The 15,087-nt window shown below is 71.7% G+C and carries 11 protein-coding genes; 5 read left to right on the top strand and 6 right to left on the bottom strand.

Annotated features, from left to right (window positions below; translation table 11 throughout):
- Window positions 1-4: 4 nt before the first annotated feature.
- Window positions 5-2,962 carry a glycine--tRNA ligase gene (locus AMIS_RS26935; RefSeq protein ID WP_014445585.1) on the bottom strand — a complete coding sequence of 986 codons (2,958 nt, stop codon included), beginning with the start codon at window positions 2,960-2,962 and terminating at the stop codon, window positions 5-7.
- 44 nt (window positions 2,963-3,006) lie between these two features.
- Here AMIS_RS26935 and AMIS_RS26930 point away from each other — a divergent pair, with 44 nt between their 5' ends.
- Entirely contained in the window at window positions 3,007-4,149 is a 1,143-nt protein-coding gene (locus AMIS_RS26930) for an acyl-CoA dehydrogenase family protein (protein WP_014445584.1), read from the top strand.
- Between the two features lie 6 nt (window positions 4,150-4,155).
- On the opposite strand, the gene AMIS_RS26925 is transcribed toward AMIS_RS26930, so the two are convergent.
- Both AMIS_RS26925 and AMIS_RS26920 read right to left on the bottom strand, forming a co-directional pair.
- Window positions 4,156-4,983 (bottom strand): hypothetical protein, encoded by an 828-nt coding sequence (locus AMIS_RS26925; RefSeq protein ID WP_014445583.1) that lies wholly within the window; start codon window positions 4,981-4,983, stop codon window positions 4,156-4,158.
- Window positions 4,984-5,067: 84 nt separating this feature from the next.
- On the bottom strand, window positions 5,068-6,594 hold the full coding sequence (locus AMIS_RS26920) for a sensor domain-containing diguanylate cyclase (protein ID WP_014445582.1): 1,527 nt from the start codon (window positions 6,592-6,594) through the stop codon (window positions 5,068-5,070).
- Between the two features lie 285 nt (window positions 6,595-6,879).
- Here AMIS_RS26920 and AMIS_RS26915 point away from each other — a divergent pair, with 285 nt between their 5' ends.
- On the top strand, window positions 6,880-8,646 hold the full coding sequence (locus tag AMIS_RS26915) for a glycoside hydrolase family 6 protein (protein WP_014445581.1): 1,767 nt from the start codon (window positions 6,880-6,882) through the stop codon (window positions 8,644-8,646).
- Window positions 8,647-8,718: 72 nt separating this feature from the next.
- Here the strand turns inward: AMIS_RS26915 and AMIS_RS26910 are convergent, their stop codons facing one another.
- Window positions 8,719-9,336: a DUF3455 domain-containing protein gene (locus AMIS_RS26910; protein ID WP_172666630.1), complete on the bottom strand. Its 618-nt coding sequence runs from the start codon at window positions 9,334-9,336 to the stop codon at window positions 8,719-8,721.
- A 98-nt stretch (window positions 9,337-9,434) separates the two neighbouring features.
- Complete coding sequence (locus AMIS_RS26905; RefSeq protein WP_157435096.1) at window positions 9,435-10,253, bottom strand: hypothetical protein; 819 nt, start codon at window positions 10,251-10,253, stop codon at window positions 9,435-9,437.
- Window positions 10,254-10,728: 475 nt separating this feature from the next.
- Here AMIS_RS26905 and AMIS_RS26900 point away from each other — a divergent pair, with 475 nt between their 5' ends.
- The 3 genes from AMIS_RS26900 to AMIS_RS26890 are packed head-to-tail and all read left to right on the top strand — an operon-like array spanning window position 10,729 to window position 14,446.
- Complete coding sequence (locus AMIS_RS26900; RefSeq protein ID WP_231859098.1) at window positions 10,729-12,426, top strand: translation initiation factor III; 1,698 nt, start codon at window positions 10,729-10,731, stop codon at window positions 12,424-12,426.
- Window positions 12,423-13,898 (top strand): NADH-quinone oxidoreductase subunit NuoF family protein, encoded by a 1,476-nt coding sequence (locus tag AMIS_RS26895; RefSeq protein WP_014445577.1) that lies wholly within the window; start codon window positions 12,423-12,425, stop codon window positions 13,896-13,898. Before AMIS_RS26900 ends, AMIS_RS26895 begins: the two co-directional genes overlap by 4 nt.
- Before the next feature lie 14 nt (window positions 13,899-13,912).
- Window positions 13,913-14,446, top strand: coding sequence for a redoxin domain-containing protein (locus tag AMIS_RS26890; protein WP_231859097.1), 534 nt, complete (start codon window positions 13,913-13,915; stop codon window positions 14,444-14,446).
- On the opposite strand, the gene AMIS_RS26885 is transcribed toward AMIS_RS26890, so the two are convergent.
- Window positions 14,427-15,008 carry a DJ-1/PfpI family protein gene (locus AMIS_RS26885; RefSeq protein ID WP_041831311.1) on the bottom strand — a complete coding sequence of 194 codons (582 nt, stop codon included), beginning with the start codon at window positions 15,006-15,008 and terminating at the stop codon, window positions 14,427-14,429. The genes AMIS_RS26890 and AMIS_RS26885 overlap by 20 nt on opposite strands.
- Between the last annotated feature and the right edge of the window lie 79 nt (window positions 15,009-15,087).

The raw sequence follows: 15,087 nt of genomic DNA, 5'->3' as shown, positions 1-15,087 counted from the left end.
ACACTTACTGAAGGCGCAGGTGGGACCAGTCGAGCAGCCCGTCACCGAGATCCCGGACGGTGGCCAGCAGGCCCAGCCGGGCGGCCCGCAGCTCGGGGTCGTCGGCCATCACGAACACCTCGTCGAAGAACGTGTTCAGCGGCGCGACGAGCCCCCGCGTCGCCCCGACGAATCCGGAGATGTCCGTGAAAGCGGAGACCTCACCCACCGCCGCGTGCAACGCCAGCTCAGCCGGCTCCTTCAACGCCGCAGCCGGGTACGACGCCTCGGTGCCCGCCGGGACGATCCGCCGGGCACGCTGAATCGCCGCCGCCACCGCCCGGAAACCCGGGTCGCCGACCGCCGTGTTCAACTGCGCCAGCAGGAGGTCCACCCGCGCCGGCCGACTCTCCGCGGAGAGCACCGCCCGGACCCGGTCCACCGGCTGGCCCTCCTCGGTGAGCACCTGCTCGAGCCGCTTCGCGAGGAACTCCGCACACGCCGGCACCACGTCGTCCGCCACCGGAACCGGCTGCGCCGCCGTGGCCATCCGCAGCGCCTCCACCAGGTCCAGCCCGGCCAGCGCCGGCGTCGCCCGGTGCACGGCGATCAGCCCGAGGAACGCGCGGCGCAGCGCGAACGGGTCGCTGCTGCCGGTGGGCAGCCCGACGGTGGCGGCCAGCCCGGCGATCACGTCGAGCCGGTCGGCCACCGAGAGCAGGGCGCCCGCGACGGTACGCGGCAACTCGTCCCCGGTGTTGCGGGGCAGCTCCGCCTCGTACACGGCCTGGGCGACCGCCCGGTCCTCACCGGCGCGCAGCGCGTAGTCCCGCGCCATCACCCCGGCCAGGCTGGTCATCTCGGTGACCAGCTGCGACCCGAGGTCGAACTTCACCAGCGCCGCGGCCCGCTCCAGCACACCCGACGAGATTCCGCGATCCGCAGCCAGGGCATGCGCGAGAGAGGAGATCCGTGCGGCCCGATCCGCCATCGACCCCAGCTTGTCGGTGAACGTCAGCCGATCCAGCCGCGCCCGCATGTCCGCCGGCGAGGTCGCGAGGTCGGCGCGGTAGAAGAAGGCCGCGTCCTCGTACCGTGCGCGCAGCACCGCCTCGTTGCCGGCCCGGACCAGCTCGACGTCGACCGGCCCGTTCGCCACGGTCACGAACATCGGCAGCAGCGCGCCGTCCGCGTCCCGCACCGGCAGGTAGCGCTGGTGCTTGCGCATCACCGTGGTGAGCACCGCGTCCGGCAGGTCCAGGTATCCCTCGTCGAACGTCCCGAGCAGCGGCAACGGCTGCTCCACCAGGTCGGTGACCTGGTCGATCAGCGACGACTCGCCCTTCACGTCGATCTTCCCGTCCGGGTAGACGAGATCCTGCGCGCCGATCACGATGAGTTCCCGGCGGTCCTCGTGGTCGGCGACGATGCCGTTCACCCCGAGCGTCTCCAGGAACGTCTCGGCCGACTCGATGGCGATCACCGGTTCGGCGGCGGTGCGCAGCAGCCGGGTGGTGCGCCCGGCCGCGAGCGTGGAGACGGTCACCGGCACCACGTCGTCGCCCCAGAGCGCCGTCAGCCAGCGGATCGGCCGGCTGAACGAGAGCTTCGGGTCGTTCCACCGCATGTTCTTGGCGGCCCGCAGCCCGGTGACCACCTGCGCGAGCACGGTGGCGAGCACGGCGGGCGCCGCGCCGCCGGCTTCGTGCTTTTCGACGACCACATGGGGTACGCCCCCGAGCTCCACGGTCGTGACCGCGTCGACGGAAACCCCCTGAGAACGGGCGAAGCCCTCGAGTGCCTTCGTCGGTGCGCCGTCACCGCCGTACGCGGCGGTGGTCTTGGGTCCTTTCACCAGGCGCACGTGATCGTCCTCGCGTGCCCCGACGCCGGGAACGACGGCGATGAGCCGGCGTGGCGTCCCGTAGACCCGGATCTCGCCGTGGGCCAGCCGGGTGCCGGCCAGACCCTCGGTGACCAGCCGCAACAGCTGTGCCCGGGCGGACCGGAGCTCGCCCGGCGGCAGCTCCTCGGTGCCGATCTCGAAGACCAGGGTGCGCGCGTCGTCGCTGGTCTGCGTGCTCGCCGCCGGCCGGGCGGGGTCGAGGGCCGGCGTCGTGCCGAGGGGAAGGCCGAGTTCGGCGCGGCGGGCCACCCAGAGTTTCGCGACGTCGCCGGCGAGGCGGCGCATCCGGGCGAACTCGGCGGCCCGCTCGGCGGTGGAGACGGCCCCGCGCGCGTCGAGGACGTTGAACGCCTGCGAGCACTTCAGGACGAAGGTGTGCGCCGGGACGGGCAGACCGGCGTCGATCATCCGCTGCGCCTCGCCGGCGTAGAGGTCGAGCAGCCTCCGGTTGGCCTCGATGTCGGCGTCGTCGAGGTAGTAGCGCGACATCTCGTACTCGGACTGGCCGAACACCTCGCCGTAGCTGACGCCCGTCGCGTACTCGATCTCCTTGAAGTGGGTCTTGTCCTGCAGCGCCATGATGATGCGCTCGATGCCGTAGGTGATCTCGACGCTGACCGGGTCGAGGTTCAGCCCGCCGGCCTGCTGGAAGTAGGTGAACTGGGTGATCTCCAGGCCGTCCAGCCAGACCTCCCAGCCCAGGCCCCAGGCGCCGAGCGCGGGGGAGGCCCAGTTGTCCTCCACGAACCGCACGTCGTGCGCGGCCACGTCGATGCCGATCGCGCGGAGGCTGCCGAGGTAGAGCTCCTGCGGGTTGCCGGGGTCGGGCTTGAGGATGACCTGCAGCTGGGTGTGCGTCTGGAGGCGGTTCGGGTTCTCGCCGTACCGGGAGTCGTCGGGGCGCACCGACGGCTCGACGTAGACGACCTTCCACGGTTCCGGGCCGAGCACGCGCAGGAACGTCGCCGGGTTCAGGGTGCCGGCGCCGACCTCGGTGTTCATCGGCTGGACGACGAGCGCGCCCTGATCTGTCCAATACGCCGTCAACCGGGCCAGCGCGTCCTGCATGGTGAGCATGGGACCGAAGTCTAGGTGCGGCGTCGCGGGGGTACGAACCGAACATGCTTGCCGGAGATCTTTACGCCTTTCAGGGCCTTCTGACGGACGACGAGTCCGCAATCGTTCAGCGCGTGCGGGACTTCCTGGCGTCCGAGGTGACGCCGATCGCGAACGAATACTGGTCCAGAGCCGAGTTCCCGACCCACCTGGTCAAGCGGTTCGCCGGGCTCGGGTTGGCCGGGGTGGAACGGTCCTCGCTGCTCAACGGATGGCTCGCGCTGGAGATGGGGCACGCGGACGCGTCGATGGCGACGTTCTACGGCGTGCACGCCGGCCTCGCCATGGGCAGCATCCAGACCTGCGGGTCGCCCGAGCAGCAGGAACGGTGGCTGCCGGCAATGACCGCGTTTGATCAGATCGGGGCGTTCGCGCTGACCGAGCCGACGGGTGGTTCCGACGTGGCCGCCGGATTGCGCACGACCTGCGCGCGCGACGGGGACACCTGGGTGCTGAACGGCGCGAAGCGCTGGATCGGCAACGCCACGTTCGCCGACCTGATCGTGGTCTGGGCCCGCGATACTTCGGACAATCAGGTCAAGGGGTTCGTGGTGCCCGGTGACGCGCCGGGTCTCACCGCCACCAAGATCGAGAACAAGATCGCGCTGCGCATCGTGCAGAACGCCGACATCACCCTCGACGGGGTACGGGTACCGGAAGCCGACCGTCTGCAGCGGGCGAACTCGTTCAAGGACACCGCGAAGGTCCTCCGGCAGACCCGCGCGGGCGTCGCGTGGCAGGCGGTCGGCGTGATGCTGGCGGCCTACGAGATCGCCCTCGACTACGCCAAGGAACGGGAGCAGTTCGGCCGCCCGATCGCCAAGTTCCAGCTGGTCCAGGACCTGCTGGTGCGCATGGTCGGCAACGTGACCGCGTCGCTCGGGATGTGCGTGCGGCTGGCCCAGCTGCAGGACGAGGGCGTCTACAAGGACGAGCACTCGGCGCTGGCGAAGGCGTACTGCACCACCCGGATGCGCGAGGTCGTCGGCTGGGCGCGGGAGCTGCTCGCCGGCAACGGCATCGTCCTCGACTACGACATCGGCCGGTTCGTCGCGGACGCCGAGGCGCTCTACTCGTACGAGGGCACCCGCGAGATCAACTCGCTGATCGTGGGCCGGGCGGTGACCGGCCACGGCGCGTTCGTCTGAGCCCGCTCAGACGTAGGTGATCTCGTTGGCCGTCTGCGTGGCGGTGAACCTGAGGTCGCAGAGGGTGGCCTGCCCGCGCGCGCGCTGCACGCTGGACCAGGTCAGATAGAAGTGCCCGTTCCGCTCGGGCGGCGCCAGGTCGAACTCGACCGGCCCGGCGCCGTCCTTGAAGTCGCGCCAGCCCGGGTCACCGGCCGCGTGCTTGTTCCACGGGTCCCGGGTGAAGCCGAGGCTGCCGCCGGACCGGGTCGGCCCGCAGTCCCGCTGGAAGCTGAGATGCACCGGCCCGGTGCCGAGCGTCAGCTCCGGGCCGTGCGTCCGGCAGACCGGGTGGCACTGCAGCCGGGTAGCGGTCCAGGCATAGACCAGCCGCGTCACGGTACGGGTCGTGTAGACCGCCAGGTAGTCGCTCGCGGAGGCCGGGCCGCGCCGCTTGTTGCCCCGGTAGAGCACCTCGTAGTCACCGGACGCCACCGCCGTCACCGTGGTGCTGAACCGTCCCGAACTGGCCGCGGCCGTGCGCGCGATCCGGACGTACGGATCGTTCTCGGTCTTGCGGAAGTAGACGTCGACCGGGGCCGCGTTGCCGCTGTCCCCGGAGCCGGCGTAACCGGCAAGGACGACCCGGGACCCCTGGGTGACCTGATCCGGCGAGATCGCGAAGGCGATCTCGGTGAGCGGCCCGCGCGACGCCGGAGCCGTCAGCGGGCCCAGCGGCGCCGGGGCGGTCAGTGGGCCCAGCGGCGCCGGGGCGGTCAGTGGGCCGCGCGGTGCCGGGGCCGGCGCTCCGGTGGCCAGCACGGTGGCGGCCACTAACAGGTGGGTCCCGAACATCTCGCGGTCCTTCCGGGTCGGTTGCCGCCCGAAGTTATCACCCTCAACCTGATTTATCCGGATTTGTTGGTCATGATCGGCGCGTCACCGGGCCGCGACGCGCACCCCGCCGCCGCCGCGCTTGGCCTCGTACATGGCCGCGTCGGCGTCGCGCATCAGGGCCCCGAAATCGGTCGCGTGGTCCGGGCAGAGGGCCACCCCGAGGCTCGCCCCGATGCGCACCTCCTGGCCCTCGATGTCGAACGGCTCGCGCAGCCGCTCGCAGATCCGCTCACCGGCGGCGACCGCGGCGTGCTCGTCCGGGCCGCCGGTGAGCAGGACCGCGAACTCGTCGCCGCCGAGGCGCGCCACCAGGTCCGGACCGCGGACGGAGTCCTGCAGCCGCTTGCCGACCAGCTGCAGCAGCACGTCGCCGGCGTGGTGCCCGACGGTGTCGTTGACCTGTTTGAAGCCGTTCAGGTCGAGCAGCAGCAGTGCGATCCGGGTGCCCGTCGTGCAGGCGGCCTCCACCGCCTGCTCGGCCCGGTCCAGCAGGTGCTTGCGGTTGGGCAGGCCGGTCAGCGAGTCGTGGAAGGCGTGGTGGGTGAGCTCGTCGACGTGCACCTGGGCGGCCTGCCGCATCCGGGCGCTGTCCATGATCAGTGCGCCTTCGGCGGCCAGCTGCTGCGCGAGGATCCGGTCCCGGGCGCTCCACTCCCGGCTGGTGCTGGAGTCGCCGCACACCACGATGCCGACCGCGCCGGTCCGTGACATCAGCGGCATCGCGATGAACGACCGGATGCCGATCGACTGCACGAACCCGTTGGACCGGGTCTTGGAACCGGCTGCGTCGGCGACCAGCAGCGGCTCGCCCGCCTCGGCGGCCGCGCGCCACAGCGGGGAGTCGGTGGCCGCCTTGCCGAGCAGGCTGTCGACCAGGCCCTCGCGGATCTCGGGCGTGAAGCCGACGCCGTGCACGTACCGGATCCGGCCCTCGCCGTCGATCAGGTGCATCCCGGCGTGCTCGGTGCGGAACGCGGCCGTGGCGGCGCGGGCCAGCAGCTCGGCGGCGGCCTCCACGCTGCCGGCCGTCATGCCCTGCTCGAACAGCCCCTGGATGGTGGCGCTGCTGTGCGCGACGAACTGCCGCTCCTTCTCCGCGGCCAGTCCCTGCAGGGTGGTGGCGAAGTGCAGCGCCATCGTCGCGATGGTGTCCTGCTGCAGCTCGCCGAGTGCCGAACCGGTGAGCAGCAGGACGCCCACGGTCTGGCCGCCGATGCGCAGCCGGATCGCCATCTGCTCGCCGCTGACCACCGGCTTGCCGCCGGCCGGGGTGCGGAACACCTTGCCGGCGACCATCTGGTCACGCCGGCCGGGCTCGCCGACCTGCGCGGTCGCGGTCATCATGCCGGTCTCCGAGTCCAGCTCGTAGACGGTGGCCGCGGTCAGCCCGGCGATCTCCCGCAGGTGCGGTTCGGTCAGGTCGAGCACGTGCTGGACCGAGGGGGTGTCCCTGGTCATGAACGCGACGAGTTCGGCGAGCAGGAGGCTCTGCCGGTCCGGGGTCATGGCCGCTTCGCCGGGGATCCCCATCGGGAGTCCGGCTGTGTCCACTGCGCTGCCTGCGGTCATGGTCCTAGGGTCGGCACCGCGCCGCGCCGGTTGAGCCGCCGGCCGCGCCGCGGGGTCGCAATTCAGGTGCGGCCCGGTTGATGTTTCCCGCGACCCCGGGCCGTCGGCGGGGCGGTGATGACGGCCGCGAAATCCGGCGTGAACTGCCTATTGCCGCTCTGTTTCCGGATCATTGCGCTGGGAGCGCTCCCATGTAATGCTGTCCCCATCGGCCAGCGATCCCCACCGATGTGTTGGCCGCCGTTCCCTGGCGCGCTTGCGCCGCCCCCGTCTCGAGGAGTCCTCATGAGACCCATCCCCACCCGTGCCCGGGCTCTCACGGCGGCCGCTGCCGTGAGCATCGTGGCCGGCGCCGGTGCCGTCGCAGTGGCCGGTAGCGCCAGTGCGGCGGCCGGTTGTCGCGTCGATTATTCGGTGAACCAGTGGAACTCCGGGTTCACCGCCAACGTCACCGTCACCAACCTGGGCGACCCGATCAGCGGCGGCTGGAACCTGAAGTGGGCCTACGCCGGCAACCAGACGGTCACCCAGGGCTGGAGCGCGACGATCACCCAGTCCGGGCAGAACGTCACGGCCACCAACCCGACGTGGGCCGCGTCGCTCGCCACGAACGGCACCGCCAACTTCGGCTTCAACGCCAACTACTCGGGTACGAACACCGCGCCTGCCTCCTTCGCCCTGAACGGCACGGTCTGCACCGGCAACGTGCCGACCAGCCCGTCGAGCAGCCCGTCGTCGTCGCCGTCCAGCTCCCCGTCCACGTCCCCGTCGACCTCCCAGTCCCCGCAGCAGCCGGGCACCAAGGCCGACAACCCGTACGCCGGGGCGAAGGGCTACGTGAACCCGGAGTGGAAGGCGAAGGCCGAGTCGGTGACCGGTGGCAGCCGGGTCTCCAACAACCCGACCGCCGTCTGGATCGACCGGATCGCCGCCATCAACGGCACCACGGGCAGCAGCTCGAACGGTTCCATGGGCGTGCGTGACCACCTGGACGCGGCTCTCGCGCAGGGCGCCGGTTACATCCAGTTCGTCGTCTACAACCTGCCCGGCCGGGACTGCGCCGCGCTCGCCTCCAACGGTGAGCTCGGCCCGAACGACCTGCCGAAGTACAAGACCGACTACATCGACCCGATCGCGGCGATCCAGGGCGACCCGAAGTACGCCAGCCTGCGGATCATCAACATCGTCGAGATCGACTCGCTGCCGAACCTGGTCACCAACACCTCCGGCCAGGCCGGCGGCACCGCGATGTGCGACACGATGAAGGCCAACGGCGGATACGTCCAGGGCATCGGGTACGCGCTGCAGAAGCTGGGCGCGCTCGGCAACGTCTACAACTACGTGGACGCGGCGCACCACGGCTGGATCGGCTGGGACTCCAACTTCGGCCCGTCCGCGGACATCATGCTGGAGGCCGCCAAGGCGTCCGGCAACGTGAAGAACGTGCACGGCTTCATCACCAACACCGCGAACTACTCGGCGCTGCGGGAGCCGTTCGTGCAGCCGACCACCACGGTGGGCGGCCAGAGCGTGCGGCAGTCGAAGTGGGTGGACTGGAACCAGTACACCGATGAGCTCTCCTTCGCTCAGGCGTTCCGGAACAAGCTGGTCTCGATCGGCTTCGACTCCGGCATCGGCATGCTGATCGACACCTCCCGCAACGGCTGGGGCGGCTCGGCCCGGCCCACCGCGGCGAGCACCTCGACCGACGTCAACACCTTCGTCAACCAGTCCCGCGTCGACCGGCGGATCCACGCCGGCAACTGGTGCAACCAGGCCGGCGCCGGCCTCGGTGAGCGTCCGACCGCGGCTCCGGCCTCCGGTATCGACGCCTACGTCTGGGTGAAGCCCCCGGGCGAGTCGGACGGCTCGTCCACGCTGATCCCGAACGACGAGGGCAAGGGCTTCGACCGGATGTGCGACCCGACCTACACGGGCAACGCCCGTAACGGCAACAGCATGTCGGGTGCGCTGGCCGGCGCGCCGATCTCCGGCGCCTGGTTCCCGGCGCAGTTCGCCGAGCTGATGGCGAACGCCTACCCGGCTCTCTGATCCACGTTCCCCATCCGGCAACCGGCCGGCGTCATCTCGGGCGCCGGCCGGTTGCTCTGTGTCCGCCGGGTTCTACTTTCTCGCGACGAAGAACCGATAGACCGCCCGGTACGGTACGGCCGTGGTCGCGCTGCCGGAGCAGGAGCCGGCCGGCGCGATCCCGCCGACGGTGTCCAGCCGCTGGATGTAGGTCACCGCGCCGAACACGCCGTCGCCGCGGGTCGACTTCGCGGTGATCCGCAGCTGCGGGATGCTGTCCGGGTGCGTCGACGGCGCCCGGACCGCGGACGCGCCGTCACCCTCGACGAGCGAGCCGTCCTGGTCCGACTGCCAGCTCGGCCCGCGGTAGTGCAGGGCGGTCACCTTCTTCTGCGGCTGCAGCCGCATCCCGGTCAGCGTGGCGGCCGGTTCGATGAGCGTCCACGCTCCCGCCGTACACCCGTAGATCTGCACGCCCCGGGCCTTGAGGACCGCGTTGACGACGTGGCCGGCCGGCGGTGCCAGCTCGGGCGGGACCCGTGGCGCGGCGGGAACGCCACCGGCGGAGACCTGACCGGCCCGGACGGCCGTGGCCGGCGCCGCCGCGGGCAGGCCCTCGGTCGCGGCGAACGAGACGCTGGCCGGCGCCGCTACCGCGACGAGCGCGATGGCGCCGAACGCGCCGAAGATTTTCACAGAACGGCTGGTCACGAGGCCCTCCCCAGTGGACGGTGTCACCGGGCCTCACCGTAACGGGCCGCCTGCGGGTACCGGCCCGTTCAGTCGGGAAATCACCCGCAGGAAGTCACCTACCGGGGCGATCCGGGCATCGTGTAGAAGCCGGTCGGCACCTGCTGGGCCCGCAGCCGGGCGGCCCGCGACCGGGACCGGATGCGCAGGAGCAGGAGCACGCCGAGGAAGACGAAGACGCCGCCGACGATCAGGCCGGGGCCGAGCAGGAACGAGTCCTCGGAGACCAGGGCGGCCTGCGGATCGCCGGACTCGGTGCCGTCCGCGCCGGCGGCCGGGGCCTCGGTGACCGGCGCTTCGGTGGACTCCTCGTCCTGTTCCGGCTGCGGCGCCGGGGACGCGGATCGCGACGGTGGCGGTGCGGGCGACTCGGGCGTGTCGCTCTCCACCTGCGTGGTGGCGCCACCGGCGGTGAGCAGGGTGTCCCGGGCGTCGAAGGCCCGCGCCTCGAACTGCACCGGGCCGGCGTCCGGGCCGGTGAAGGCGATCTGCCAGCGGCCGGTGACGGTCCGCCCCCGGCACAGCGTGCCGGGGTCGAGCTGGGCGTCGAGGATCGTGGTGGTGACGCCCTCGGTGCTGGTGGTCGTCCGGAACGCGCCGTCCTCCTCGACCCGGACCACCCGGAGCTGGTCGTCCTGCAGGCCGGAGTGCACGAGCAGCGCCCAGCGGACCTTCCGGCAGCGGCGGTTCTCCGAGGTGACGACGGCGGTGACGGTCTGCGCCGAGCGCCCGGCGGTGAACGTGTCCGGCGCTGTCACCCGTACGCTGAATCCCGGCTCGTCGGCGCGGACCGGCGCTTCGAGGCTGGTACTCAGCGCGGCGCCGGCCAGCACCGCACCGACGAGGCTGGCACCTCTCCGTGCAGTCCAGTGACGCATGGGTGACCCCTTTCCCGGCAGGGCGGGCTCCGCGCCCGCACTACTTAGTTCGCCCGCGGCGCCGGAATGGTTCATCCGGTGTCCCGGGTCACCCGCACGAGATTCCTTAAATCTTCCTTAACAGAGCAACCTTCTCGCCGTTTCGGCAGCTCAGCTGCCGTGTGCGAAGGGTAGCGGGGTGACTACGGAAAAAATTCCGACGGTGTTCATCCGAACCCTGGCCGCCCACGTAATCCGGGGAGGACACGGACCGGGGCACGGCAGGGGAAAGCACGGCCACGGATCGGGTCCGGCAGAGCTTGAGCGCGGGGCGTCCCCCACGGACGCCGCGTCCCACCGCCCACGGGACGTGCCCGCACGCAAGGAAAACGAGGAGTCAATGGCCCGGTCGAAGAACAATCAGCGAGCTGCCAGTCGGGTGGCGGTCGACGTCGGATCCACCGGCACGCGACCGGCCTCGAGAACCGCGATCGTCTTGCTCGTCCTCAGCGTCCTGGCCGCACTCTGGTCCGTCGCCATGATGACGAAGCCCGGCCGAGTCGGCTACTACTACTTCTTCATCTACGCCGAGTTCTACATGGGCGTGATCAGCCTGGTGTCGCTCTCGGTCACGATCATGGTCGGCCTGGTGGCGACCGACCGGCTGGTGCTCAGCATCCGCCAGCGGGTTCTGCTCCAGTCCACCCACCGGACCACCGGCCTGATCGCGGTGACCGCTCTCGTCGTGCACGTCTGGACGAAGTACGCCGAGGAGCACATCCGGCTCATCGACATCGCGATCCCGTTCCTGCTGCCCGGGAACAACCTCTACGTCGGCCTCGGCACCATCTCCGGCTGGATCATGATGCTGGTGATGTGGACCGGCATCGCCCGGTCGAAGTTCATCGGCCGCGGCAAGCCGTGGATGTGGCGCGGTATCCACTCGATCTCGTACCTGATGTGGCCGATCGCCCTGGTCCACGGCCTGTCGGCGGGCCGCCCGGCGGCCACCTGGGTCACCGTCAGCTACGTCGTCTGCGTGCTCGGCGTGCTGGTCGGCCTGGCCGTGCGCCTCACGGTCAGCCTCAACCGCAAGAAGGACTTCTCGTCGGCGGCCGGCACCGGCCTGAAGCCGGTCGGCCAGCTGGTGCCCACCGGCTCGCCGGCGCCCAAGCGGCGTCCCGGCCGGCGTGGTGAGCCCGCCGTGGACCTGATGGCCCCGGCCGCCCCGGTCACCCAGTCCTGGACGCCGGCCGCTCCGCCGGCGCCGCCCGCCCCGCCGGTGTCCCGCCCGGTCAGCCCGGCCCCGGCCGCTCCGGTGAGCCCGGCCCCGGCCGGTTACCCGGTGAGCCCGGCGCCGACCGGTTACCCGGTCAGCCCGGCGCCGATGGGATACCCGCAGGCCGAGCTGGAGGCCCCGGCCCCGCGGCAGCGGCGCGCCGTCGAGGACGACGACCGCTACGACACGTCGACACGGGCGATGTCGCGGCGCGACATCGAGGACGAGCGTTACCGGTACGACGACGAGCCCGCCCCGCGCTCCCGGGGTGGACGGTCGCAGGAGATCTACGACGAGAGCCCGCGCCGTGGCCGCCGGTTCGAGGACGACGAGCCGGCGCCCCGCTCCCGCCGCGACGACCCGGCCGCGACCGGCACGCGGATGCGCCGCGACGAGCTTGAGTCCACCGGCACGCGGATGCGCCGCGACGACATCGAGTCCACGGGCACGCGGATGCGCCGCGACGACCCGGCCTCGACCGGGACCCGGATGCGGCGGGACGACCTGGAGGACACCGGAACCCGGATGCGGCGTCACGCCGACGACGAGCCGCCGGTGCGCCGCCGCGAGCCCGAGTACGACGACCGTCCGCGCCGCCGCCGCGACGACGACTACGACGAGGTGCCCCGTCAGCGCTCCGCCCGCTACGAGGAGGAGCCGCGCGGCCGGTACGCCGACGAGGAGCCGCCGCGCCGCCGCGCCGACGGCCGGCACAGCAGCCGCAGCGGATTCGTCGACGTCGCCGACGGCGAGTGGGGCGAGCCCGACGACTCGCCCACCCTCGTCGACATGGCGTCCCGCCGGTCCCGCCGCGCCGCCCCGCTGGAGCGGGAGAGCCGTGGCAGCCGCCGGGGACGCGACGACGACGAGTCCTACTTCTCCCAGCTCCGTGGTGACGTCAGGGAAGCGAATTGAGTACCGCACAGGTTCCACCGGTCACGGCGATCGGAACGCCACGCATCACGGCGGGGTTCGACGAGTACGGCCGCCTCGACCTCATCGCGCATCAGGAGGTGCACGGCGGATTCGCCGCGCTCTCCTCCGGTGAGCTGGTCGGGCTCGCCGACCGGATCGAGCTCCGCGGCCGGGGCGGCGCGGGCTTCCCGTTCGCCCGCAAGGTCCGCGCGGTGATCGACTCCTGCCGCCGGCAGGAGCTGCCGCCGGTCATCGTGGTCAACGCGACCGAGGGTGAGCCGCCGTCCTGGAAGGACAAGGCCGTGCTCACCCGCGGCCCGCACCTCATCCTCGACGGCGCGGCGCTCGCGGCGGCCGCCCTGGACGCCGAGGAGATCGTGATCGGCGTCGCCGACGACGGCGTCGGCCTGAACTCGATCACCGAGGCGCTGGCCGAGCGGAAGATGCCGTGCCCCACCCGGATCGTCACGGTGCCGCACCGGTTCATCTCCGGTGAGGGCGGCGCGCTGGTCCGCGGCATCAACGGCGAGGCGCACATCCCGCCCGGGCGCAAGGTCCGGTCCAGCGACAACGGCGTGATGGGCCTGCCCACCCTGCTCTCCAACGCCGAGACCTATTCGCAGCTGGCGATCGCCGCCCGGATCGGGCCGTGGGAGTACAACTCGGTCGGCATCCCGGAGGAGCCCGGCACGGTCATGCTCACCGTCGGCGGCTCGGCCACCGCGCCCGCCGTGGTGGAGGCGCCGAGCGGCACCCCGCTCATGGACGTGCTGAACATGTGCGGCGCCGACCTCGGCCCCGGCCTGCTGGTCGGCGGTTACCACGGCAAGTGGGTGAGCGCCGAGGCCGCGCAGAACATCACCATCTCCCGCAAGGGGTTCGCCAAGGTCGGCGGCACCCTGGGCGCCGGCATGCTGATCCCGATCGGCTCCAAGACCTGCCCTCTCGGCGAGGTCGCCCAGGTCGTGCAGTACCTGGCCGGCGAGTCCGCCGGTCAGTGCGGCCCGTGCCGGATCGGCCTGCCGGACCTGGCCCGCGCGGTCACCCTGGTGTCGCTCGGCGGCAACGCGGTGGAGAACGTGCGCCAGGCGGCCGGCCTGGTCAAGGGCCGGGGCGCGTGCAGCCACCCGGACGGCACCTCCCGGTTCGCGCTCTCCGCGCTGGAGGTCTTCGCCGAGGACGTGCGGGCGCACACCAACGGCGAGGGCTGCGGCAAACAGGTACGGGGCATCCTGCCGCTGCCGTACACGGCCGAGAAGGGCGCCCGGAAACTGGCGCTCGACTGGTCCCGGTGCGACGGGCACGGGCTCTGCTCCGCGGTCGCCCCGGAGATCATCCGGTTGGACCACAACGGTTTCCCGGCGTTCCCGCAGACACCGCTGCCGCCGTGGCTCGAGGACGGCGCCCGCAAGGCCGTCAACGTCTGCCCGGCACTGGCGCTGCGACTGACCGAGCCGACAGCTGTCAAGTGAGACGGGAGCGGGCTTTGCGCGTACCCACGCTGGTTCTTGCCATGATCGTGGCGCTTGCCGCCGCGGCCGGCTGTTCCACCGCGAAGACCGCGTTGCCGAAGGCGGGCGCGCCGGCGCCGTCCGCCGCCGCGAGCGTCCCGCAGGCGCTGGCCTTCACCGGAACCACGCTCGGCGGCGTCGCGTTCGACGCCGCGAGCCTGGCCGGCAAGCCCGCGCTGCTCTGGTTCTGGGCGCCCTGGTGCGCCACCTGCGCGAGTGAGGCCCAGTCGGTCGCCGACCTGCACGAGGAGTACGGCGACCGGCTGGGCATGCTCGGCATCGGCGGGCTCGGCACGACCGAGGCGATGCAGGAGTTCGTGGACGAGATGCAGGTCGGGGCGGTGACCCACCTCAGCGACCCGGCCGGGAAGATCTGGCAGCGGTTCGGGATCGCGCAGCAGAGCTGGTACGTCTTCGTCGACCCGGACGGCACCATCGTGCACCGCGGTTACCTCGACGACCTGCAGCTCACCGCGAAGGTCCGCGAGATCACTGGTCTTCCCGGCTGAGGGCACCCGGCGCCTTCGCCCGCAGCACGGTCAGGAACTCGCGCATCCACGCCGGGTGGTCCGGCCAGGCGCGCCCGGTGACCAGGACGCCGTCCACCTGCGCCTCGCTGTCCGCGAACGTGGCGCCGGCGGCACGCACATCAGGGGCACAGGCCGGGTACGCGCTCACGGTGCGTCCCGCCAGCACCCCCGAGGCGGCCAGCACCAGCGGACCGTGGCAGAGCGCCGCCACCGGTTTGTCGCCGTCGAAGAAGTGCCGCACGATCCGCCGGCAGTGCTCGTCGTTGCGGATGTACTCCGGGGCGCGCCCGCCGGGCAGCACCAGCGCGGCGTAGGAGGCCGGGTCGACGTCCGCGAACGCGACGTCGGCGGGCCAGGTGTGTCCCGGCTTCTCCGTGTACGTGTCGAAGCCGTCCACGAAGTCGTGCACCACGAACTGCAGTTTCCGGGCCGCCGGCGCGGCGATGTCCACCTCGTACCCCTCCTCGAGGAGCCGCTGGTAGGGGTACATCACCTCCAGGTCCTCCGCCGCGTCACCGGTCAGAATCAGAATCTTGGCCATCGCCGCCTCCGTGCGTCCGGTCTTTCCCGTCATTCTGATGCGGCGGCTCCGGGATCGGCGAGACTCGGCGAGCGATTCA

Source organism: Actinoplanes missouriensis 431, assembly GCF_000284295.1.
GTDB classification, from domain to species: Bacteria; Actinomycetota; Actinomycetes; order Mycobacteriales; family Micromonosporaceae; genus Actinoplanes; species Actinoplanes missouriensis.
Note: the sequence above shows the minus strand (reverse complement) of the source record. Positions and strands in the feature narration are given on the sequence as shown.

Coding starts and splice junctions, on each gene's coding strand:
- AMIS_RS26925 (WP_014445583.1), bottom strand. CDS start 4,983: ATGTTCGGGACCCACCTGTTAGTGGCCGCCACCGTGCTGGCCACCGGA.
- AMIS_RS26935 (WP_014445585.1), bottom strand. CDS start 2,962: ATGCTCACCATGCAGGACGCGCTGGCCCGGTTGACGGCGTATTGGACA.
- AMIS_RS26915 (WP_014445581.1), top strand. CDS start 6,880: ATGAGACCCATCCCCACCCGTGCCCGGGCTCTCACGGCGGCCGCTGCC.
- AMIS_RS26930 (WP_014445584.1), top strand. CDS start 3,007: ATGCTTGCCGGAGATCTTTACGCCTTTCAGGGCCTTCTGACGGACGAC.
- AMIS_RS26885 (WP_041831311.1), bottom strand. CDS start 15,008: ATGGCCAAGATTCTGATTCTGACCGGTGACGCGGCGGAGGACCTGGAG.
- AMIS_RS26920 (WP_014445582.1), bottom strand. CDS start 6,594: ATGACCGCAGGCAGCGCAGTGGACACAGCCGGACTCCCGATGGGGATC.
- AMIS_RS26905 (WP_157435096.1), bottom strand. CDS start 10,253: ATGCGTCACTGGACTGCACGGAGAGGTGCCAGCCTCGTCGGTGCGGTG.